General features: G+C 39.9%; 19 protein-coding genes. 4 read left to right on the top strand and 15 right to left on the bottom strand.

Features of this window, described 5'->3' with window-relative positions; all coding sequences use genetic code 11:
- Positions 1 to 14: 14 nt before the first annotated feature.
- The 6 genes from IM797_RS08230 to IM797_RS08205 form a co-directional block, all read right to left on the bottom strand.
- On the bottom strand, positions 15 to 890 hold the full coding sequence (locus IM797_RS08230) for a carbon-nitrogen hydrolase (protein ID WP_194126614.1): 876 nt from the start codon (positions 888 to 890) through the stop codon (positions 15 to 17).
- An 87-nt stretch (positions 891 to 977) separates the two neighbouring features.
- Complete coding sequence (locus tag IM797_RS08225; RefSeq protein ID WP_194126613.1) at positions 978 to 1,181, bottom strand: cysteine-rich CWC family protein; 204 nt, start codon at positions 1,179 to 1,181, stop codon at positions 978 to 980.
- 120 nt (positions 1,182 to 1,301) lie between these two features.
- The gene (locus IM797_RS08220) at positions 1,302 to 3,680 is read right to left on the bottom strand and encodes a ribonucleoside-diphosphate reductase subunit alpha (RefSeq protein ID WP_194126612.1); all 2,379 of its coding nucleotides are present in this window, start codon (positions 3,678 to 3,680) and stop codon (positions 1,302 to 1,304) included.
- Between the two features lie 105 nt (positions 3,681 to 3,785).
- The gene (locus IM797_RS08215; protein WP_194126611.1) at positions 3,786 to 4,760 is read right to left on the bottom strand and encodes a ribonucleoside-diphosphate reductase small subunit; all 975 of its coding nucleotides are present in this window, start codon (positions 4,758 to 4,760) and stop codon (positions 3,786 to 3,788) included.
- A 386-nt stretch (positions 4,761 to 5,146) separates the two neighbouring features.
- Positions 5,147 to 5,581 carry a septal ring lytic transglycosylase RlpA family protein gene (locus IM797_RS08210; protein WP_194126610.1) on the bottom strand — a complete coding sequence of 145 codons (435 nt, stop codon included), beginning with the start codon at positions 5,579 to 5,581 and terminating at the stop codon, positions 5,147 to 5,149.
- 109 nt (positions 5,582 to 5,690) lie between these two features.
- Entirely contained in the window at positions 5,691 to 6,161 is a 471-nt protein-coding gene (locus tag IM797_RS08205) for a methionine-R-sulfoxide reductase (RefSeq protein WP_194126609.1), read from the bottom strand.
- A gap of 96 nt (positions 6,162 to 6,257) precedes the next feature.
- Here IM797_RS08205 and IM797_RS08200 point away from each other — a divergent pair, with 96 nt between their 5' ends.
- Positions 6,258 to 6,935 (top strand): glycosyltransferase family 32 protein, encoded by a 678-nt coding sequence (locus IM797_RS08200; RefSeq protein ID WP_228098759.1) that lies wholly within the window; start codon positions 6,258 to 6,260, stop codon positions 6,933 to 6,935.
- 74 nt (positions 6,936 to 7,009) lie between these two features.
- Here IM797_RS08200 and sucD read toward each other — a convergent pair whose 3' ends face one another.
- Together sucD and IM797_RS08190 are read right to left on the bottom strand one after the other, a co-directional pair.
- Positions 7,010 to 7,882 (bottom strand): succinate--CoA ligase subunit alpha, encoded by an 873-nt coding sequence (gene sucD / locus IM797_RS08195; RefSeq protein ID WP_194126608.1) that lies wholly within the window; start codon positions 7,880 to 7,882, stop codon positions 7,010 to 7,012.
- Between the two features lie 87 nt (positions 7,883 to 7,969).
- Positions 7,970 to 8,554, bottom strand: a complete 585-nt coding sequence (locus tag IM797_RS08190) for a TMEM175 family protein (protein WP_194126607.1) — start codon at positions 8,552 to 8,554, stop codon at positions 7,970 to 7,972.
- A 58-nt stretch (positions 8,555 to 8,612) separates the two neighbouring features.
- On the opposite strand from IM797_RS08190, the gene IM797_RS08185 reads away from it, so the two are divergent.
- Positions 8,613 to 9,044 carry a hypothetical protein gene (locus IM797_RS08185; RefSeq protein WP_194126606.1) on the top strand — a complete coding sequence of 144 codons (432 nt, stop codon included), beginning with the start codon at positions 8,613 to 8,615 and terminating at the stop codon, positions 9,042 to 9,044.
- On the opposite strand, the gene IM797_RS08180 is transcribed toward IM797_RS08185, so the two are convergent.
- The 7 genes from IM797_RS08180 to IM797_RS08150 all read right to left on the bottom strand — a co-directional run bounded on the left by IM797_RS08180 (position 9,041) and on the right by IM797_RS08150 (position 19,739).
- The gene (locus IM797_RS08180) at positions 9,041 to 9,727 is read right to left on the bottom strand and encodes an ABC transporter substrate-binding protein (RefSeq protein ID WP_194126605.1); all 687 of its coding nucleotides are present in this window, start codon (positions 9,725 to 9,727) and stop codon (positions 9,041 to 9,043) included. The genes IM797_RS08185 and IM797_RS08180 overlap by 4 nt on opposite strands.
- 262 nt (positions 9,728 to 9,989) lie before the next feature.
- On the bottom strand, positions 9,990 to 11,306 hold the full coding sequence (locus tag IM797_RS08175) for a DUF4302 domain-containing protein (RefSeq protein WP_194126604.1): 1,317 nt from the start codon (positions 11,304 to 11,306) through the stop codon (positions 9,990 to 9,992).
- Between the two features lie 2 nt (positions 11,307 to 11,308).
- On the bottom strand, positions 11,309 to 12,637 hold the full coding sequence (locus tag IM797_RS08170) for a putative zinc-binding metallopeptidase (RefSeq protein ID WP_194126603.1): 1,329 nt from the start codon (positions 12,635 to 12,637) through the stop codon (positions 11,309 to 11,311).
- Between the two features lie 46 nt (positions 12,638 to 12,683).
- Positions 12,684 to 14,159 (bottom strand): RagB/SusD family nutrient uptake outer membrane protein, encoded by a 1,476-nt coding sequence (locus tag IM797_RS08165; protein ID WP_194126602.1) that lies wholly within the window; start codon positions 14,157 to 14,159, stop codon positions 12,684 to 12,686.
- Positions 14,160 to 14,171: 12 nt separating this feature from the next.
- On the bottom strand, positions 14,172 to 17,774 hold the full coding sequence (locus tag IM797_RS08160; RefSeq protein ID WP_194126601.1) for a SusC/RagA family TonB-linked outer membrane protein: 3,603 nt from the start codon (positions 17,772 to 17,774) through the stop codon (positions 14,172 to 14,174).
- Between the two features lie 138 nt (positions 17,775 to 17,912).
- Positions 17,913 to 19,061, bottom strand: a complete 1,149-nt coding sequence (locus tag IM797_RS08155) for a FecR domain-containing protein (protein WP_194126600.1) — start codon at positions 19,059 to 19,061, stop codon at positions 17,913 to 17,915.
- A 90-nt stretch (positions 19,062 to 19,151) separates the two neighbouring features.
- Complete coding sequence (locus IM797_RS08150; RefSeq protein WP_194126599.1) at positions 19,152 to 19,739, bottom strand: RNA polymerase sigma-70 factor; 588 nt, start codon at positions 19,737 to 19,739, stop codon at positions 19,152 to 19,154.
- A 197-nt stretch (positions 19,740 to 19,936) separates the two neighbouring features.
- Here IM797_RS08150 and IM797_RS08145 point away from each other — a divergent pair, with 197 nt between their 5' ends.
- Together IM797_RS08145 and IM797_RS08140 are read left to right on the top strand one after the other, a co-directional pair.
- The gene (locus IM797_RS08145) at positions 19,937 to 20,539 is read left to right on the top strand and encodes an RNA polymerase sigma factor (protein WP_228098758.1); all 603 of its coding nucleotides are present in this window, start codon (positions 19,937 to 19,939) and stop codon (positions 20,537 to 20,539) included.
- Positions 20,540 to 20,612: 73 nt separating this feature from the next.
- Positions 20,613 to 21,770, top strand: coding sequence for a FecR family protein (locus IM797_RS08140; RefSeq protein WP_194126598.1), 1,158 nt, complete (start codon positions 20,613 to 20,615; stop codon positions 21,768 to 21,770).
- Positions 21,771 to 21,888: the final 118 nt, after the last annotated feature.

Here is a 21,888-nt window from a genome sequence, read left to right as displayed (position 1 = left end):
TCTTAAACGTTCTCTTAATCTTCGTCAATAAACCTTTTGGTGATCGGCTGATAAGAGTCTATTCTGCGATCTCTTAAGAAGGGCCAGTGTTTGCGGAAAAAATCAGATTCAGATAAATCCAGCTCTACAACTTTCGTCTCTTCCTCATCGTGTGAACCCAGGTAAAGTAACCTGCCCTGCGCATTGGTGGCAAAACTTCCGCCCCAAAATTTCATCGCTCCGTTCTGCTCAAGACCAACACGGTTTACACTTACCACTGGCACCCCATTAGCTACCGCATGTGAACGCTGAATGGTTTGCCACGCATTGTATTGGTCTTTATTTGTTTCTTCGTCCTGATCTGTTGCCCAACCAATTGCCGTTGGATAAAACATGATCTCGGCACCCATTAAGGCAGTTATACGCGATGCCTCAGGATACCATTGATCCCAGCAGATCAAAATCCCGATTTTGGCAAATTTTGTCTGAAAAACCTTATACCCCAAATCACCAGGGGTAAAATAGAATTTCTCATAAAAAGCAGGATCGTCCGGAATATGCATTTTACGGTACTTACCCAAATAGGTACCATCAGCATCTAAGACGGCAGTGGTATTGTGGTACAAACCAGCTGTGCGTTTCTCAAACAAGGAAGCAATGATCACTACGCCCAATTCTTTTGCAATAACCTGTAAGGCATCGGTGGATGGGCCAGGGATAGCCTCAGCCAAATTGAAGTTTTCGTAATCTTCAACATCGCAAAAGTATAAAGAAGTAAAGAGCTCCTGTAGACACACAATTTGTGCTCCTTTTGCCGCTGCTTCCCTAATTTTAACGATTGCTTTATCTAAATTTTCTTGTTTATTATTGGTACAACTCATTTGTACCAATCCAACTTGTACTTTAGCCATTCTCTATCAACAAATAATTTGCTGCAAAGTTAGCCAAAAAAAATAAAAGATTGTCCGGGAATCAGGATTGTCCTCTTAAAGGGCTGTCTAGGAAGCGATGCCATCGCGATACTCCTGCTGCAATTCAAACAGACATTTGGCGCAAAGGCAGCCTTCATACAGCTCGCTAATGTATTGCACTTCATTTAAATCCAAATGAACCACACTACACTGGCATTTGGTATAGGAATTGGCTTTACACTCTATTGGTGTGCCGCATCGCTCGCAAGGTATGATTTCGTGTTTAGCCATCGAACTACAAATATACTAGAACTCAAAGAACCCCATTTCACAAATAAGTAAAATATTGTGCATTAAAAAAGGGAGTAAGAACTTAATCTTACTCCCTCAATATGTATCTGATTCCGGTAATTAACCTGAACAGCTAATGCAACCTTCTTCCATTGAACAAACTGGTCCTTCAACGATTTCTTCTGCACTTTGCTCAATATGCTCCGGAATTACCGGCTCCATATTTTTTCCAGCCTGATTCTCTACCGTAAATTTCACGGCCTGAGAAGCTGCTTGTGTACGCAAATAATACATACCTGTTTTCAAACCTTTTTTCCACGCATAGAAATGCATTGAGGTTAGTTTCGATGTATTTGGTGCATTGATAAATAAATTCAAAGATTGAGATTGACAGATATAAGCGCCACGGTCAGCAGCCATATCAATAATGCTACGCATTTTAATTTCCCAAACTGTTTTATACAATTCTTTGATGTAATCAGGTATTTCAGCAATATCCTGGATGGAACCATTAGCCAGGATAATTCTGTCCTTCATTGCTGGAGTCCACAACCCTAAAGCTACTAAATCCTTTAACAAGTGTTTATTTACCACAATAAACTCACCACTCAACACCCTTCTGGTATAAATATTAGAAGTATATGGTTCGAAACATTCGTTGTTGCCTAATATTTGAGAAGTAGATGCGGTTGGCATCGGTGCAACCAATAAAGAATTGTACACACCATCTTTAACCACTTTTTCACGCAGACTTTCCCAGTCCCAACGACCGCTATCAGGTTGTACATTCCAAAGATCAAACTGGAATTTACCTTTAGATAAAGGCGAACCTTCAAAAGTTTCGTACGGACCATGTTTAACTGCAAGATCATGCGAAGCAGTCATGGCTGCAAAATAAATGGTTTCAAATATTTCTTTATTCAGAATACGGGCACCTTCACTTTCGAAAGGCAAACGCATTAAAATAAAGGCATCGGCTAATCCTTGTACACCCAAACCTACTGGTCTGTGACGCATGTTGGAGTTTTTGGCTTCTTCTACCGGATAATAGTTGTAGTCAATGATCTTATTTAGGTTTACTGTAGCCTGGTAGGTTACATCGTATAATCTTTGGTGATCAAACTCCCCATTGATCACGTACCTTGGTAATGCCAATGAAGCTAAGTTACACACTGCAACTTCGTCCTTAGCGGTATACTCGATTATTTCAGTACACAGGTTAGAACTTTTAATGGTACCCAGGTTTTGTTGGTTTGATTTGCTGTTGGCAGCATCTTTATACAACAAATAAGGGGTACCTGTTTCAATCTGCGAATCCAGAATTGCAAACCAAAGTTCTTGTGCTTTAATGGTTTTACGGGCACGACCTTCTTTTTCGTAACGCTCATATAGCGCTTCAAATTCTTCACCAAAGCAATCTGCCAATCCAGGAGCTTCATGCGGACAGAATAAACTCCAATCCTCATTTGCTTCTACACGTTTCATGAACAAATCACAAACCCAAAGTGCATAGAACAAATCACGTGCACGCAATTCTTCCTTACCATGGTTTTTACGCAAATCCAGGAAGCTGAATACATCAGCATGCCATGGCTCTAAATAAATGGCAAAAGCACCTTTACGTTTACCTCCGCCCTGATCTACATAACGTGCAGTATCATTAAACACTTTAAGCATCGGTACAATTCCATTACTGGTACCATTTGTACCGCCAATATAAGAACCTGTAGCTCTGATATTGTGTATGCTTAACCCAATACCACCGGCACTCTGCGAAATTTTAGCCGTTTGTTTCAGGGTATCATAAATACCTTCGATACTATCGTCCTGCATGGTCAACAAAAAGCAGGATGACATTTGAGGTTTAGGCGTTGCTGCGTTAAACAAGGTTGGTGTAGCATGTGTAAACCAACGTTCGCTCATTAAATTGTAAGTTGCAATTGCACTTTCAATATCACCTTTATGGATACCAACAGAAACGCGCATAAACAAATGCTGGGGACGTTCTACAATTTGACCTTCCACTTTTAACAAGTATGATTTCTCCAATGTTTTGAAACCGAAATAATCAAAACCGAAATCTCTGTCATATATAATGGTACTGTCTAAAATATCAGCATTCTTTTCAATGACTTCCCAGACATCATCAGCAATTAATGACGCTGGTTTACCTGTTTTGGCATCGATATAGTTGTAAAGCATTTCCATCGTTTTTGAAAACGATTTGGTGGTGTTTTTATGTAGGTTTGATACCGCGATGCGGGATGCAAGCAAGGCATAATCTGGATGCTTGGTAGTTAAAGAGGCTGCTGTTTCTGCAGCAAGATTGTCCAATTCAGAGGTTGTAACACCATCATACAAACCTTCAATTACCTTCTTGGCAACATCAATCGGATCTACAAGTTCAGCGTTAAAACCGTAGCACAGCTTTTCAATGCGCGCTGTTATCTTGTCAAATCTCACCGCTTCTTTGCGGCCATCTCTTTTTATTACAAACATATTTCTTAGGTATTTAGGTGCATATTATCTACAGTATAAGATAGCATCGGCACCAGTTATTCAAATATTTATCTATTTACGCCGGCCAGGGTATGGCCTGAAGCACTAAAAATCATCATCCAATGAAAAAGCTGCGGCTTTGTCTTCCGTAGAAGTCAGCACACCGCTTTTCTGATAATCCCCTACTCTTTTTTCAAAGAAATTGGTCTTACCTTGTAAAGAGATCATTTCCATAAAGTCAAATGGATTGGTTGCATTGTATATTTTTGCATAACCAAGCTCCTGCAACCACCTGTCGGCCACAAATTCAATATATTGTGACATCAATTTCGCATTCATGCCTATCAAAGCAACAGGTAATGCATCAGTAACAAATTCCTTTTCAATTTCAACAGCATCGCTGATGATGCCATGAACCTGCTCCTGGCTCAGTTTGTTTTTCAACATACCATACAGCAGACAGGCAAACTCACAATGCGAACCTTCATCTCTTGAGATCAGCTCATTGCTAAAAGTTAAGCCGGGCATCAGGCCACGTTTTTTCAACCAGAAAATGGAACAGAAACTGCCGCTAAAAAAGATACCCTCAACTGCAGCAAAAGCGACAAGGCGCTCTGCAAAGTTACCGTTGTCGATCCATCGCAAAGCCCACTCTGCTTTTCTTTTTACTGCAGGTACAGTATCGATGGCATGAAACAATCTGTCTTTTTCTTCAGGGTCTTTAATATAGGTATCAATCAGTAATGCATAGGTCTCGGCATGGATATTTTCCATCATGATCTGGAATCCATAAAAACAACGTGCTTCCGGAAGCTGAACCTCACTCATGAAATTCACTGCCAGATTCTCGTTTACAATACCATCACTTGCAGAGAAGAATGCGAGAATATGAGAAATAAAGTGTCTTTCACCGTCATTTAAATTGTCCCAGTGTTTTTGATCGTCCGAAAGATCGATTTCTTCCGCAGTCCAGAAACTGGCTTCAGTCTTCTTATACATCTCCCAGATTTCAGGGTATTTAATCGGCAAAAGAACAAAACGATCTTTATTTTCTTTTAGTAATACTTCTTCTTCTTGCATAAGCATCTATTTAAGGTGGTAAATGTATATTGATTTAATAAAGCTTTAATAAATTCCAGTCGCTACGCAATCCATACCTAGTTAAACCTTTTGAAAGAACCGAAATTCTGACCGGCACTTTAAACAACTAAATATTAAATACTTAACAAAAAAACTGAGACTGTTTTATTAAAGAACTTTATGTAAACAAATATAAAGTCTGCACCCCGGATATGTAAACAATAGTTGTTAACAAGCTGGCGTTTTTATCAACACCAAAAGGAGAAATTGACACATTAATTACGCTCAAAAGTTGGTATTTATTTCTTTTACGCGCTAGGAAAATTAAAGAATTGGTGTTAATAAATTCAAGAAACTGACTATAACGGAGTTAAAGTTAAAAAAGACTAATCGGCATCCAGATGATAGCTGATTTCTACTTTGGAATGTCCTTTTCTATAAAATCCAAGTTCCTTTGCCGCTCCTTCAGAGAGATCAATGATATATTTTCTGGAATGTGGGCCCCTATCGTTTACTTCTACATCAACTGATTTTCCATTGTCAAGATTGGTTACCGTAACAATAGTACCAAAAGGTAATTTCAGGTGTGCAGCAGTCATTTTTTTCCCCCGGTAACGAACCCCGCTAGTTGTTCTTCGGCCTTCAAATTTCTTAGCGTAGTAAGTGGCATAACCGGTTTTTGTAATTTCTCTGGCTGAGGTAGTAACAGCAGATTTTGTATTTGTACTGGCGTATGTTTCTGGATTTTCTTCCGAGGATGGATTTTGGGCAAAAACCCCAAAAGACATCAACATACTACATAACAATAAACAATACTTCATATTTACCCAAGTTGGTGAACGGACAAACATAAGTAAACTAAGTAGTTAAAAACAAGAAGTGCCTAGTAAAATATCACCAGGCACTATACTTATATCACTGATAAATAAATTATTTCTTATCAGGCACAAAACTCATGGAGATGGAGTTCACACAGTTACGTGTATTTTTTTCTGTGAAGCCTTCACCAATAAACACATGCCCTAAATGTGCCTTACAATTTGAACATACAATTTCGGTACGCATGCCGTCAGCATCTGGTATTCTTTCCACAGCGCCTTTAATTTCATCGTCAAAACTTGGCCAACCGCAATGCGATTCAAATTTAGATTCAGAGCGGTATAAAGGAGCGTTACAACGCCTGCAGATATAGGTTCCCGCTTCCTTATTATTGAGTAATTTTCCCGTACCAGGATATTCGGTTCCTTTGCGTACAATTACATCTTCTTCTTCCTTAGTTAATTTATTCCAGTCCATCTTCTTTGTTGTTTTTGTTGTATTCTCTTTTTTGGGCTGTTGCGCACAAGCCATCAAACTGCTCAAAGCTAACAAGCCGGCAAACATAAATGTTTTAGTCTTCATTTACTGTAGATTATTTAAGCAATATACGCTGCAATATTGAGTTTGGTTTGCCTAAACCTAAAAATCAACATCATTGTATTGTAAAACCTATTAACTTTGGGCAGCACAACCGTGACTGATATGGCCATACCTAAAGTTATTTATCAAACATTTAAAACAAACAAATTACCATTAATTAACAAAATCGCTGTTAGATGGTTGAAGTTTAGAAATAAAGATTACCAATACGAGTTTTACGATGACAACCGCATCGTCCAGTTTCTAAAAGAAGCATACGAGCCTGAAATACTCCAGGCTTATGAACGGCTAAACATCGGAGCTGCGAAGGCTGATTTTTTCCGGTATGCCATATTATACAAAAAAGGAGGTGTTTACCTGGATATCGATGCCTACGCACTTGGCTCCCTCGACCAGATCGTCCGACCAGATGATGCAGCTGTCATTTCTAAAGAAAAATTCCCCAATATTTATGTGCAGTGGGCATTAATTTTTGAAGCAGGACATCCATTTCTGAAAAAAACACTGGACCTGATTATGTATAATATCCGCGAAAATACTTATCCACATAGTGTACATGGAATGACCGGCCCTACGGCTTACTCCCAGGCCCTACTTGAGTGCATTGCGGCAGACCCCCGGGTAAAATACCGAATCTTCGGGCAGGATTACAATAAGAAGATTAAACCCCGGCTCCCCTTTAGTAAAATGCTGTACAAAGATTCGCAACATTGGAAGAAGATGGAAAAGACCACCACAGTACTCAAACCCCTATAGTGCACAAATAAAAAACTCCGATGAACGAATTCACCGGAGTTTTTAAATTATACAAGAAGATCTTTGTAATGTTCTTATTTTTTCAATAGTGCGGCCATCGCTTCACCGATTTCAGCAGGACTTTCTACTACACGGATACCGCACTCAGCCATGATTTTCATTTTAGCGGCAGCAGTATCATCTGCACCACCAACAATAGCACCAGCATGTCCCATTCTACGTCCCGGAGGCGCAGTCTGTCCAGCGATAAAGCCAACCACCGGCTTAGTACCATTTTCTTTGATCCAAAGCGCTGCTTCAGCTTCCATTCCACCACCAATTTCACCAATCATGATGATACCTTCAGTTTCAGGATCGTTCATCAACAGTTCAACCGCTTCTTTAGTAGTAGTTCCGATAATTGGATCACCGCCGATACCGATTGCAGTTGTGATACCTAAACCTGCTTTTACAACCTGATCAACAGCTTCGTAAGTTAAGGTGCCAGATTTAGAAACCACACCAACTGTACCTCTTTTGAAGATAAAACCTGGCATGATACCAATTTTAGCTTCATCAGCAGTAATTACACCCGGACAGTTCGGACCGATTAAACGACAGTCTTTATCAGAGATATATTCTTTAACCTGAATCATATCCTTGGTCGGGATACCTTCAGTGATACAAACGATAACTTTAATTCCAGCTTCTGCAGCTTCCATAATTGCGTCAGCAGCAAATGCAGGTGGAACAAAAATGATAGATACATTGGCGCCGGCTTGATCAACCGCATCCTTTACCGTATTAAATACTGGTTTTTCTAAGTGAGTCTGACCACCTTTGCCTGGAGTAACACCACCAACAACATTAGTACCGTACGCTATCATTTGAGAAGCATGATAAGTACCCTCATTTCCAGTAAAACCCTGAACAATAACTTTTGAATCTTTATTTACTAAAACACTCATGTATCTTTATTTTTTTGTGCAAACTTAGATAAAATTGTTTTTAAATACAATTATATCGGAGGTCCGTTGTCATAAAAAACACAATTATTACACTTGGTCTTTTTTAACGATGTGCTCTACCCTTGTGTCGGGTATAAACCACATGATTGCAACAATCACATAACAGGCAATACCGATCCAGGGATTGATGAAACTTCCACCTATTGCACATAGGTAAATCGCAGCAGAGGCTTTACCTTTTACATCCGCACCGTAGGCCCTGGCCACAGCAGAATCCGGCCCGTGCAACTGGGTCAACTTACGGATCAGAATAAAATAAGCTACAGAGGCCATCAACAAAATCACCCCATAAACGGCCACTGGCCAGGTTTCATAATGATTTTCGCCCATCCAGGCTGTGGCAAAAGGAAACAGCGATAACCAAAAGAGCAGATGAAGGTTTGCCCAAAGCACCTTACCATTCACATTTTTCACAATCTGCATCATGTGGTGGTGGTTGTTCCAATAAATGCCAACATAGATAAAGCTCAATACATAACTCATAAAAGTAGGTATGATCGGAATTAAGGCTTCTAAACTGGTTCCATGCGGAACTTTAAGTTCCAGTACCATAATGGTTAATATAATGGCCAATACACCATCACTAAAAGCTTCGAGTCTATTTTTATTCATAAATTAAAGATAATATATCATTGGATTACTTTGGTTAAATATTCATTTCTTTGTATACATGGAGCCACTCAAAATTTATTTTAAAATAACAAAAATTGGTAATGGTAAATTTTTAAAAACCAGGGATGAAGTCAACAACCTCATTGTTGAGGTGATTGACAAAAACCCTAGCAAAACAGCTTCTGTCCTTCGGGAATTAGCACTGGAGTCTTTCAAAAATGAAGATAAAGCTCAAAAAGCCATGCAAATCAACAATTTTTTCTTCATTAGTAAAATCGAAGACATCGAAATTATCGTGACCTTCTTACCCAATGAACGTTTGCTTCAGGAGCAGTTTTATACGCAGTGGCGATATGTACAGATCTCCGAACCGTACAGACTGGTTCAATACTTAGATGAACACAAGCTGATTGTGTATAGTGAAAAGACGAAGGTGCTACACATGATTAAACTGGATAAGGATGTCGTTGTAGTGGTTGCTGACGATTAGAGCTGGCTATCGCTAAACCATTTTTTATAAATAGACTGGTAAGTCCCGTTTTCTTTGAGCAAAGCAATCACCTCGTTAAACTGGGCTTTCAATTTCACATCACCTTTCTTCATTGCAACGGCATAGGATGAATCTGTTTTTGGCAGGAACATACCTATTTTAAGTTTTTTGTTCTTTTGTAAAAATCCACCTGCTATTGGCGAATCATCCACCAGAATATCAATCTTACCTGCCTGCAGTTTTCTATAGAGTTCTTTGTTGGTTACTGCGTAAACAATATTGTTTGCAGGAAACTGATCCATGACATAGCGCTCAGCTACTGTAGCTTCTCGTACACCAATAGATTTATTCTTAAAATCGTTCAGATCGTTCAAAGTATCCTGCTGATTGATTACGGCACATAAACGAAAATAAAGATATGGATTGCTAAACTCCAGGATGTGCTGACGGGAAGGGGTTACCGTGACAGCCGAACAAATCAAATCCAATTCGCCTTTGAACAATTGTTCAAGGATGGTAGACCACAACGAAACCTCATACTGAATTTCAAGGCCCAGTTGCTCGGTGATGGCCTTTAGCAAATCGACTTCAAATCCCTCAAATTTTTCGGAATTATAATCCGAATGCATTGGAAAAGGAGCTGCAGAATCCAATCCGACTTTTAGTATTTTTTTATGAGCCATATTAAAATAAGCGTTTAAACTTCCGTCGTCAGATTTCAAAATCCTCATTGATCTGGAAAATCAACCGCAAATTACGACAAAAAAATCAAATCGAGAACGATTAGCACAACACACGAGACACTTTATAGTAAAAACAAAGAAAAATTATACAAAAGAAGAAGCATAACTAAACATGAAGACCAAAACAGCAGAATATCTAAATAAATGTCAATAAAAAAAGGCATCCGGCTAGCCGGATGCCTTCCAAATTCAACAGAACAACCTACTTCAGCTCGCCTGTTGTGTAAAAATTAACATCATTTACGCTAGATATGCGTCCAACCTGACCCTGAACAGGATCCAAAATGTAATCAAGTGTAAATTTATGATCAGCGAATATTTTGGTTAGCGGCAACACAGCATTTAAAATCACTGCTGTACGCTCTTCCGTATTTACAAATTCAAAATCATAAACACCATCAGCAGTCTTGGTATAGGTATAAACAAATTCAGAAACTGTTGGTAAAATGCTTCTAAACGTAGTAACCATAATTTTCATTTCTTTAGTTTCATCATTGAACAAGAAATTGATATTTCCCAATCTTCTGGTATTGAGCGTTAAACTCCTGGCCATGGCTGCGCGCATATCAACGAAACCTGTAGACCAGGTTTGAAGCGCCTGAGAAGCTACAGTAATGGATTTAAAGCGGTCTGTACCCATTAGAATGTGTAATGGAATAATTGGCAAATCGCCTCTCAATATTTCAATCTTGCTACCAGAAGTGGTGCTGGCTATCAGCACATTTTTAGCTTTATCCCATTCAATTGTTTGAATTGCTATATTTTTAAAGGTCAAAGGTTTATTGAACACCATTCCGTTCATTTTAAAAGCAAAAGGAGCTTCAGCGGTTTTAACAACTCCATTTTCTACCCAGGTAAAAAATGCTTTTTTCACATTTAAAGCCATGTTAATAGAAAACTGAACTTTGGCGACCTCCTCATTCCCTTTGATATAAAGGTTTTTATTGGTACCGAAATAAGTGGTCATATCGGCAACCAGTGTTTTAAAGCCCCCTTTTAAATAGTATTCCTGTTGCTGTGCATTTAATTTCACCAACAACAAATCACTTCTTCTTTTCTTACCGCTGAGTTGAATCGTATCTCCCTTTATACCATAAAATTCAAATTCAAAATCAGACTTAAAACCTACACCTGATGTTCCACCGATCACATCTGTATTCGGATCAGCCAGCAAATGCAGGTAACCGTAAGTATCAAAAAGCAGTGAAGGTCCCATTATAGCTTTTAACCGATAGGTGCTTTCCATAAGGTCCGTTGCTGTGCCTGCATCGATCTCAGCAAGCATTTTAACCCGGTCCTGATTGTTGAAATCCATATAAAAGCCATAACCGCCACCACCTTCTGTGAACAGGAAAGCTTCCCATCCATATTTTGCTGCTATGAGCTGATCGCCGTACAATTTCAAACTTTCCTGCGACCTCATTTCCGGAGTCTGGCCATCAACCAGCAAATCCGATTCCTTTTTACAACTAGTCAGAGCCAGGGCCAAAAAGAGTATTGTTAATATCTTAGTATTCATAATTATCTGATAAGTGATCCATAATAATAGCTTGAAGTGTTTGTAACACCTTTAAAGCCGCCTTTTGTTAAGTTTGCCGGCGTTAAAAACTCAGCTGTCAACGGTTGTTCAATGATATCCAACAAAGGTTTCAACTGAGGCCTGTACTTTGTTCCTTTATCCGTTTCTACCCCGGTAATGCTATTGTCCAGCACGAAAGTCACTTTATCCCCAACAACTGTGACTTTGTAATTGTAAAACCACTCTTCATTTACACTACCATTTTTAACAGTCATCACCAGGGTTGCCACTGGCTTTCCAACCACAGTACCAAATCTCAACTCAAACTGCTCTGCTAAAGTAAAAGCAGCGCTTGCTGTTTTAACAGCCGCAGCGGCCATAGTATAGGCTGTGGTAAATGCGGCTGACTGACTTTCGTCAGCTTTTGCTACCGTCATTTTACTGTAGGTATTTCTGGCAAGGTTTACTGCGAATGTTGTGTTACGTCCGGTTTCTTTATCAAATGCCCCCCTTACCTCGGCTTGTAACTTTCTAAAATTGATGTTATAAGCTGTTTTGAAATAGTTCACGATCATTTGTTCTTTTTGTCTTAACCGGCCTTTTCCCAAATCACCTGCTGTATTCACATAGGCATCAAACCAATCCTGTCCTTCAACCAGTAAAAAAGCAATCATCTCTACAAAATCCTCATTGTCATTGCTCCGCGAATACCTGGACACAAAACCGAGTCTCTTGGCTTCATTGGCGGTATTTACGCTGGCAGTCCAATTGGCGGCATATTCCGGAGATATTTTTGGAAATTCTTCAGGAATCGGAGAATTCTGATGGAGAATATGACCAAATTCATGATGAATGGTATGCATCATTTGCTCCACGTTGGCTGTATTCGATTTTGCAAAACTGTTGATGATGAAAAGGTTGATCCTTCTACCTGCATCAGCAGTTCCCAGGGTAATTGTACCGTCGTTATTATACTCTGCACTACCGATTAATACAATTTGTTTTGGTGCATAGGGCTTTATAAACTCTTTGCCGGCAATATTCAGATACGGACTAAGCCAAATGGACTTCACTGTTTCCAGTGCAGGAATGACCTTGTTCTCCAGCGGCGGAACCAGATCTTTACCTAATGACAGCTGATAACGATCCCAACGGTATAAAACCTCAATATTGAACGGATCAAGGTATTCTTTTTTCAACCATTCGTCTGTGGGTCCGCTTTTATAAGTGTCCATATTAAAGTTGTCCATGTTCGCATTTAAAGGCCCATCTTTTTTACATGATGCCAAAAGCAAACACAGAACAGCCATATAATTTATCAATGTTTTCATTGGATTATAAATTTATCTTTCAGTATTATTAATTCTATATCTGTTTTTAACGTGGATTTTGAGCTACCCCAGACAATACGACTTCCTTAGGCAACTGGAATAACCTACGCGGATCACCTGGAGCCAGTTCAATTACCTTTTCCTTCCCATTAATGTCGAGTATATTGTGTTTTACGGTCAGCTTATGTCTCAATATATCAAACCAACGCATCCCTTCAGTGATGAATTCCATCTTTTTAAAATCAAGAATGGTTTTGATCAACACCTCTTTATCATTGGTACTTCTGTAAAAACCTTTCATTTTATCTATGGTCAGTGCATCGCTTACCGGATTGTAATTCAAAATTCTGGTACTGATAAAACTATTCAGATCCTTTAAAGCCAGTTCATGATTACCCAGACTCACATAAGCCTCGGCCCGGTTTAACAAAGCCTCATCGGCAGTAAATGCCGGTAAAATTGTATAACCGATACCTGAGCTTGAATTTACACTGGTCAGAGAGAAATGTTCTTTCCATTTGGCAAGTGTATATTGTGGTGCTCCGCCAAATGTATACAACTTATGTCCCCATACTCTACCTGTGGCATTGCTACGGTTAAAAATTTCATCGGCCAGCTTTTGTCCAAAGCCATACCGCTGAGAACCTCTTCTTGCCCACCAGGATACGGTTTCGATCAGTAAAAGATTTGATTTCTCACCAGTTTGAGAGAAGCGCGCGCGCAGATCCTGTGGCGTTAATGCAAAATAATCAGTACTCCAGGGGCGTAGGCTGTTTTCTACCAGTTCTCCTGTAAACACATTATCTGCATGACTGATTACCTTATTATAATCTCCCTTAAACAAGTAAAATCGGGTAGCAAAGGCATTGGCCGCAGCAATGTTAAAATGGTACTTCTGTACTTTATAAGCTGTGTTTTTGATCAGGGGAAGTCCCTCTTCCAAATCTTTCTGGATCTGCTCGTATACAGACTTAACTGTTCCCCTGTTGTATTTTTCAAACACAACAGTTTCGGGAGCAGTAACGTAAGGTACACCTGGTGCATCATTTGCACCATTGATATCATATGCAGTTGCATATAAAGTAACCAGCATGAAATGTGCATAAGCACGCGCAAGCAGCGCCTCACCTTTATAAGGACGGATCTGCGGATCTTGCATGTTTTTATCGATGTAACTCAGAGCCTCATTTGCAGCGGCAATTGCCGTATAACAGGCATTCCAATAAAAATCGGTCGATCCCTGTGCCCGGTCCTTAACTTCCTGCCATAAGTAGGGATCGGTATTTGTCGGGTCTTCAGTGCCTTCACCCGGGCCTTTATCTTCCGCATTATCAGAAGCAGGCTCTGTAAAGCTGATGTATTCTGCTTTTGGATAAGCTGAGGTTAACAATTCTGCCACCTTTTCGACAGAATTCAATTCAGAACGCATATCTGGCACCGTATCCAGGTATTTTTCACAACCTGTAGCAGAAAGTGCAAAGGTAGCCAGCAGTAAATATTTGATGTTTTTATTTAAATTCATGATAAGCCGTGTTTAGAAACCTAATTTTAATGAAACCGTAAATTGACGCGGAACCGGTAAGGAAACCCCTCCAGAAGTATAAAACTCAGGATCCTGGCCATTTAACCTTTTGTCTGAGTACAATAAAGCAATATTATTACCCACCAAACTCAACGAGGCATTGGTTGCACCAATTTTTTCCGACAGCAGTTTAGGTAAGTTATAACTTAACATGATTTGCTTTAAGCGGATAAAACCACCATCAGCTACCCGCACATCGGTATAGTTATACACATTGTAAGGATAATCTGAGCCCAGGTTACTATTGACGAATTTATCGACAATAGAAGGAATATTCGTTTTAAGTTCATCACCTGTAGCCATCCATCTGCCGACAAAGTCATTGGACATGGAAGACAAATCGTTATAACCGGCCGAAAAGGAAGGATTTAAACGAACTTTGTTTCCTGCACTAAAAGTAAGCAAAGTACTTAAGCTAAAATTCTTATAAGAGAATGTATTGAAGAAACCTCCATTCATTAAAGGATCTGCCGGCCCCTCATATTTCAGGTGAGATATGTTGTCATCCTGCAAATAAACATTACTGACATGACGCTCTCCATTTACGCCAACAAAAGTCGGAACCCCAGTTTGCGGATTCAGTCCATCAAATTGAACGGAAAACAATCCCCGTTGTGGATATCCTTCTAATGCATCACCTCCCGGGGAAATCAGGTTCCAGATCAGCGGCACACTTTCCAGCTTGGTGATCTTACCTTTATGGTATCCAAAGTTCAATTGAGAACGCCATTTGAAGATACTGCCATTCAACACTTGTGCACCGGCAGTTACCTCTATACCTTTAGATTTCATATCGGCGTAATTGGCATATTTGATAAACTGTCCGCCAATACCAGAAGTTCTAACCGCACCGATCAGATCGTAACCGTTTCTTTGGTATAAATCAACAGTCAGACTTAAACGATCATGTAAAAAGCCCAGGTCAAAACCGATATTGGTTTCCAATTGTTTTTCCCAGGTCAATTCAGAATTTTTGAGTCCACCTATAACCAAAGCAGTTTCGATATCACTTAAAAAGGGCCTTTTTGTACTTTGGTTATTTAAAATTAAGCTTGCATTTGTTGCCGGCCCCATACTTGCTGTTAAGCCATAAGTACCTCTGACAGTTGCACGGCTCAGAACATTCTGTTTTTCAAAGAAGTCCTCAGTATCCATATTCCAGGCACCACTGATGTTCCATGTAGGCAACCATCTGGCTGTAGTTGTTCCACCAAGCAGGTTAGAACCATCATACCTCATGGTACCGTTTATACTATATTTGCCTTTATAAGAATAAGCCAATCTGCCCAGGTAAGAAAGATACCGCTCCTTCATGGTGTTCATGTTGTAATAGAAGAAATTACTTTCGACACTTTTCTTGAAATAATCAGGATCGATAAAGGGTACCCCACCACGGTCGTACTGGTAACCAACACCGTCAAAGGCCCGGCGTTGTCTGTCAGTAAAACGCATCTCGGTTGATAAAAATGCATTCAATAAATGTGTATTGTCAACTTCCTTGTTCCACTCCAATGAATTTCTCATGTAATAATTGTCCATATTGTCGCTATTTACATTGTAAAAGCCACCTGAAGGCAAAATTACCCTTGGCAATGCATTTGGATTATCCGGATCCTTGTATAAAAATTTATTGTTTGCAATGACATAGGAATCGCCAGCGGCCCTGTAAGCCATTGGCATATTAGACTTGTCGTTAATCCGGTGCTCATTGTCGCTTTTCACATAGCGGTAAGCCGCATCAAAGGAGTATTTTAAACCATCGATAATTTTATATTTTAAACCTCCCTGAATTTTGAAATCCAACATTTTTAGTTGCATGGTGTTGTTTTCCAATTCATGCAGAATATTGAAAGGTGCGAAGTTCTGCACAAAGAACTCTCTGTTTCCCTCTTCATCATAGGCAGTCAGGGTACGACTGGTACTTAAGGCATAGGTATAAGGGTTGATGTCAAATTCCCTGGTAAACTGACCACTCACAGCATTGCTTCTTCTGCCCAAAGAACCCGGCGTAAACTGATTACGGATTGAGCCCTGGGTAATCAATTCAATGCTTAATCTTTTAGACAGGTCAAAATTACCCCTTACGTTCCCCGTAAACCTTTTTACACTGTTACCAACTGTCCAGCCGTCATCACCCAAATAACTTGTAGAGATGTAAAATTTAGATTTCTCGGTTCCGCTGTTTACGCTTAATGCATGTTCCTGCATAAATGAATTTTTAAACAAAAGGTCGAACCAATCGGTATTGGCATTGGCGTAACGTCTTAAAAATTCCTTTCTGCTGGGTGCATCGTTCCTCAAATTGAATTGATCGGTAGCGCCGTCATATTCATACATTTTATTGTACATTTTATAGAAAACACCACCACTGGCACCTCTGGATACCTCAGAGTGGTTTAACCAGCCTTTGTTGGCCATTTCTGCAAATACGGACATCTGATCGGCAGAATTCATGATATCGTACTGACTGTAAGAAGGCTTCAAATACGTAGTAAAATTACCTGTATAAGAAAGTAAAGGTTTACCTTCAGTTTTCTTACCTTTTTTAGTCGTTACCACAATTACACCATTCATTGCACGCGCTCCATACATGGCCGTTGCAGAAGCATCCTTTAAAATCTCAAAGCTTTCAATATCATCCGGGTTTAAGCCTGCTACTGAAGAGCCCACCAATGTACTTGGATCTCCTGTTGACAATTGTTCATTGGAGATATTAACCACATCTTCCAATATAATTCCGTCTACCACCCATAAAGGTTTGTTTTCACCATTGATAGAGGTTGCACCCCTAACCCTGATTTTTGGTGCTGCACCAAAGGTTCCGGAAACATTTTGAACTGAAACACCAGCTACCTGCCCTTCAAGCATCCGGCTGACATCCGGTACACCTGCACGTTCAGCGTCAGAAGCTTTAACTTTTTTGGAAGCCCCGGTAAATAACCTTTTATTCAGGTCCTGATAGCCTGTAGTTACAATGTTTACCTCATCCAGCCTGCTGGTTAAATCCATCATTTTAATGGTCTTCAAGTCTCTTGCCGCCTTAAGTTCCATAACTTCATAACCGATGTAAGAAATTGCCAACCATGCATTTTCATCTACATTGACTAAAACAAACTCACCATTTGCATTGGTTTTTGTGGCTATGCCAGAGCCCTTTACGGCAACTGTTGCACCGGCAAGTGCTTCATTATTTTCGCCTACAATTTTTCCCCTAACCTCTATGGCGACAAATCTGTCTATGATGCGGTCGATAAACGTAGGTTGGTTTTCTTTAATAACTACTGTTTTCTTCTCAATGGTATATTTCAGATTCTTGCCTTTCAGCAAAACATCCATGACCTGTTCAAGCGGGGCATTGTTAAACTTAACGTCTACGCGTTCCGTACTTTTCACATTTTTGGAAATTAACAATACGTCATAGCCTGTTTGCTTTCTGATCTGTCTGAAGATCTCGTCAAAAGACACCTTATTCTGGTTCATGGTGAAGTTTTGAGCAAAAGAGGCTGCGCTGACCTGGAGCAGCGTAGTAACTATTAAGATAGCTGTTAACCTCATAATTAATCGTAATTTGTGTATGCAGCGCGGATGCCTGCATAAAATTTTGGTATAAATCTTATACATTTTTAATCTGTTAATTCTTGATAATTTGTGTGTGTGGTTGGTTGGTTTTTATTGGTTTATATACTGGTGTGTTTATTTTCTCAATACAATTATTTTGTTTCCTACGACCTCAAATTTTACAGTTTCGGTTAGTTCTAATAGATTTAGCACATCGGCAATGCTGCTGAAACGGCTTAAAGACCCATAAACATTTTTACGTTTAATGCTTTCGTCCTGATACTCAATTTGCACATTATACCAACGTGCAATTTTATTCATGGCCTGTTCCAGCGTTTCATCATTGAATCTGAAATAACCATTTTTCCAGGCAATGGCATCTTCTGCTTTCACCTGGTTTACATAGATTTTGCTGGCCTGGATATAAGCCTGCTGTCCTGGCTTGATGACAATCCCGGCGTTGGCTTTACCGGATAAGAGACCAATATGCACTGATCCTTCAAGCAAGGTCGTCTTTGTTGCCAGCTCATCCCGGTAGGAGTTCACATTGAAATGGGTGCCCAAAACCTGGATTTCCTGATCCATCGTACGTACAATAAAAGGGTGTGCCGCATCCTTTGCTACTTCAAAGTATGCTTCACCACTTAACTCCACTCTACGCTCATTCAGTTCGGCAAAAGACGCCGGGTAACTTAAGGACGAAGCGGCGTTAAGATATACCGTAGACTGATCTGGAAGGGTAATCACATAGGTTTCCCCTTTCTCTGTGGATAGTGTATTTATTTTATCCTTTGCAGATTTTCCACCTTTAATCTCATAAAGAATCTGCCCGTCTTTAGTTTTAGAAATACGTACCCCGGCCTCATTGGCAAGTTCCCCTTGAGTTGCAGCATCCAGCCTGATCTTGCGGCCATCGGCTAAAGTCAATATTGCACCATTTCCCCCTGGCTTAATCTGTTTCAGGTAAGCATTGGTCTGTTCTGTTTTTTGATGTTGTTTAAAGGTGTAAAACAGTCCTGCACCGGCAATCAGGAGTATGGATGCAGCAATGGCTATACGCGGCCAAAGTTGTACCTTCCTTGTTTTAGGAACCGGTAAATTTGCAGCCTCTGCGATATTTTTAAACATGCGTTGCGCCAAAGCATCCTCATTCTGGTCAGAATTTACGGTAACACTAACATCCTCATAGGTAGTATACCATTCATTAAACTCTGCCAGCTCCGCTTCATTAACCGTTCCTTTAACGATCTTGTCAGAAAGCATATTTATTTTATCCTCATTCATTTTTAGGCCAGTTTAGAACATAGTACCGCGAATGGCACCATACCCTACCATTTATTTTTATTTTTTTATTGATTACAGTTGTTATTCCATTCAGCTCAGGAACAAGATGAATATGAGCGACAGGCCAAGCTTGGATTTCAATACTTTAAGCGCCTGTGTAACATGTTTTTCTACTGCTTTTTCAGAGATACCCAATTCAGCTGCAATTTTTTTATTGGTATAGTTTTCATCTCTGCTCATGTTAAACACCAGTTTGCATTTTGGGGGGAGCATGTCAACGATGTTGCTCAGGCGTTTTTGGAGTTCATCCAGATCATATTGGCTCCAGTCATAGTTTTGACTTTGAAAATGCTCCAGTTCAGCCTCAGTCCCCAATTGCTGTTCAATCACAGATCTACGCAAGCGTTTGGCCCGTCTTTTAATGATCTGAAACTTAACCGCCACAGCCAGATAATTTTCAAAATTCACTTTGAGCCGAAAGCTTTCCCTGTTTTTCCAGAGATCCAGGAAGATGTCCTGAACCGCTTCTTCCGCTTCTGCGGGATCATTTAATTTCTTAGAGGCTACAAAATAAAGTTTACTCCAATAACGGTCGTAAATAATTTTGAACACAGTTTCATTACCATTCCTTAAAAGGTCTGCCAGCTCCTGATCAGAAAGTGTAACATAGCTTGCCATTTTTCTTTCCCCAAGCTGCAAGTTTACAGAAATTTAATAGTTTTTTAAAACAAGCTGAGGGCGATACCATTTAAAATTCTTAATGTTGGAATCAAGGTATTTTAATCTTAGCACCTATAACCAGATTATGACTTAAAAATAACATATTTGATTAATTCTTCTCTAGTCAAATAATATATAAATTTGTTTTGGCAAAAATGTCAGGCAAGGGAATTACAACAATGACCGATTATCAAAGTTTTACCGATCAGGAGCTTACGACGCTATTGAAAAATAGTGACCATGCCGCGTTTACTGAAATTTACCATCGGTATAAACGGCTGCTTTACACCCACGCTTATCAACGCCTTAGAAATGAAGAAGAGGTGGACGATATTATTCACGAATTGTTTACCGCACTTTGGTTAAAACGGGATATCATTCAATTCAACACCAATTTAGCAGGATACTTATATACCGCAGTCAGGAACCGCGTACTGGATTATGTTGCCCATCAGAAAGTTGAGTCCACTTACCTCTCCTCTTTTGGCACATTTATAAATCAATCCGAAAACTTTACCGATTTCCTGTTGCGTGAGAAACAGCTATCTGCATTGATTGACCGCGAAATTGCAGCATTGCCGCCAAAAATGAGGGCTGTTTTTGAATTGAGCAGAAAAGAAAATCTAAGTCATGAAGAGATTTCGATACGCCTGGGCATCACTAAAAAAACAGTTAAAAGCCAGGTAAATAATGCATTAAAGATACTAAGGGCCCGACTTAGCGTCATTGCCTGGATCTACCTCATTCTTTTTTATTAATTTTTTGCATTTTTTTCTCGGCCCTGCGCTCAAGTTAACCGTCTTACTTATAATTAGCCCTCATTAGGATAAGATGGAAAACAAATTTGCCAAATCATTATTAGAGAAATACATTGCCGGTACGTGCAGTGAAGAGGAATGCGCCACTGTAGAAGCCTGGTATGCGCAATGGAATGAAGGTTCGGCAGTATTGCCAGAAGAAAAGCTGGAATTGGCGATGAAGAGAATTCAGGAACGCCTGCCAACAGCGCAAGATGAAAGCAGAACCCTTACTGCGCATCACAAAGAAAACTACCCTGTAAAAATCAACTGGATCAGTTGGGCAGCTGCAGCTGCAATTATACTCAGCACCAGTTTTGGCATTTGGTTTTACAACAACAACCAACTGGATAAAGTATCAATAGCCAAAAACACAGGGGCCAAGGACATTTTACCTGGCAAAAACACAGCTGTATTGACCTTATCAAATGGCAAAAGCATTAAACTCAGCGATGCAAAATCTGGTATCGTCATCGATGCGAACCAATTGAGCTATAATGACGGAGCCGTCGTAGATTCGTCATTGCGAGGAGTCACAACGCCACAATCCCACACCAACGAACTACTCACGGCCACCACACCCCGTGGCGGACAATACCAATTTACCTTACCCGACGGTACCCGTGTCTGGCTGAATGCGGCATCAACCCTCAAGTTCCCATCCAATTTCAAATCAGAATCTACCAGGACGGTTAAACTGATCGGCGAAGGCTATTTTGAGGTAGCAAAAGACAAAAGCAAACCTTTCATCGTAGAAACGGAACAACAACAGGTAAAAGTTCTGGGTACCCATTTCAACGTCAACAGCTACAGTGATGAACACAGCATTAAGACTACCCTGCTTGAAGGAAGTGTGCAGTTAAACGCAGGAACCCATCAACTGACTTTAAAACCAGGAGAACAAGCTGCACTGTCAGGAACAAAAATAGACTTGCAACAGGTAGATACCGAAGATGCTATCGCCTGGAAAAATGGAATTTTCGTATTAAACGATGAAGATCTCGAAAGCATTATGCGAAAAGTAGCCAGATGGTATGATGTAGAAGTTTACTATCAGAACAAACCACCAAAAATGTCATTTCTTGGCGCTTTATCGCGTTCAAAAAACCTATCTGTCCTTTTAAAAGTACTGGAAGAATCCGGACAGGTCCATTTTAAAGTCGAAGGAAGGAGGATTACCGTTATGCGTTAACTTATACTTTCTATAATGGTAATTTTAAAAAACCGGATTCCGACGCCAATCGAAACCCGGCAAATATTGGATTGACCATTCTAATATCGCTTCTAAACAACATTCAACCCAACTAAAC

The organism is Pedobacter sp. MC2016-24 (assembly GCF_015223055.1).
Lineage (GTDB): Bacteria > Bacteroidota > Bacteroidia > Sphingobacteriales > Sphingobacteriaceae > Pedobacter.
The sequence above is the reverse complement of the archived record's forward strand: the minus strand, read 5'-3'. Positions and strand labels throughout refer to the sequence as shown.

Coding starts and splice junctions, on each gene's coding strand:
- IM797_RS08205 (WP_194126609.1), bottom strand. CDS start 6,161: ATGAAGACTAAAACATTTATGTTTGCCGGCTTGTTAGCTTTGAGCAGT.
- IM797_RS08140 (WP_194126598.1), top strand. CDS start 20,613: ATGGAAAACAAATTTGCCAAATCATTATTAGAGAAATACATTGCCGGT.
- sucD (WP_194126608.1), bottom strand. CDS start 7,882: ATGAGTGTTTTAGTAAATAAAGATTCAAAAGTTATTGTTCAGGGTTTT.
- IM797_RS08175 (WP_194126604.1), bottom strand. CDS start 11,306: ATGAATACTAAGATATTAACAATACTCTTTTTGGCCCTGGCTCTGACT.
- IM797_RS08185 (WP_194126606.1), top strand. CDS start 8,613: ATGGAGCCACTCAAAATTTATTTTAAAATAACAAAAATTGGTAATGGT.
- IM797_RS08155 (WP_194126600.1), bottom strand. CDS start 19,061: ATGAATGAGGATAAAATAAATATGCTTTCTGACAAGATCGTTAAAGGA.
- IM797_RS08210 (WP_194126610.1), bottom strand. CDS start 5,581: ATGAAGTATTGTTTATTGTTATGTAGTATGTTGATGTCTTTTGGGGTT.
- IM797_RS08215 (WP_194126611.1), bottom strand. CDS start 4,760: ATGCAAGAAGAAGAAGTATTACTAAAAGAAAATAAAGATCGTTTTGTT.
- IM797_RS08225 (WP_194126613.1), bottom strand. CDS start 1,181: ATGGCTAAACACGAAATCATACCTTGCGAGCGATGCGGCACACCAATA.
- IM797_RS08190 (WP_194126607.1), bottom strand. CDS start 8,554: ATGAATAAAAATAGACTCGAAGCTTTTAGTGATGGTGTATTGGCCATT.
- IM797_RS08150 (WP_194126599.1), bottom strand. CDS start 19,739: ATGGCAAGCTATGTTACACTTTCTGATCAGGAGCTGGCAGACCTTTTA.
- IM797_RS08220 (WP_194126612.1), bottom strand. CDS start 3,680: ATGTTTGTAATAAAAAGAGATGGCCGCAAAGAAGCGGTGAGATTTGAC.
- IM797_RS08165 (WP_194126602.1), bottom strand. CDS start 14,159: ATGAATTTAAATAAAAACATCAAATATTTACTGCTGGCTACCTTTGCA.
- IM797_RS08180 (WP_194126605.1), bottom strand. CDS start 9,727: ATGGCTCATAAAAAAATACTAAAAGTCGGATTGGATTCTGCAGCTCCT.
- IM797_RS08160 (WP_194126601.1), bottom strand. CDS start 17,774: ATGAGGTTAACAGCTATCTTAATAGTTACTACGCTGCTCCAGGTCAGC.
- IM797_RS08230 (WP_194126614.1), bottom strand. CDS start 890: ATGGCTAAAGTACAAGTTGGATTGGTACAAATGAGTTGTACCAATAAT.
- IM797_RS08145 (WP_228098758.1), top strand. CDS start 19,937: ATGTCAGGCAAGGGAATTACAACAATGACCGATTATCAAAGTTTTACC.
- IM797_RS08170 (WP_194126603.1), bottom strand. CDS start 12,637: ATGAAAACATTGATAAATTATATGGCTGTTCTGTGTTTGCTTTTGGCA.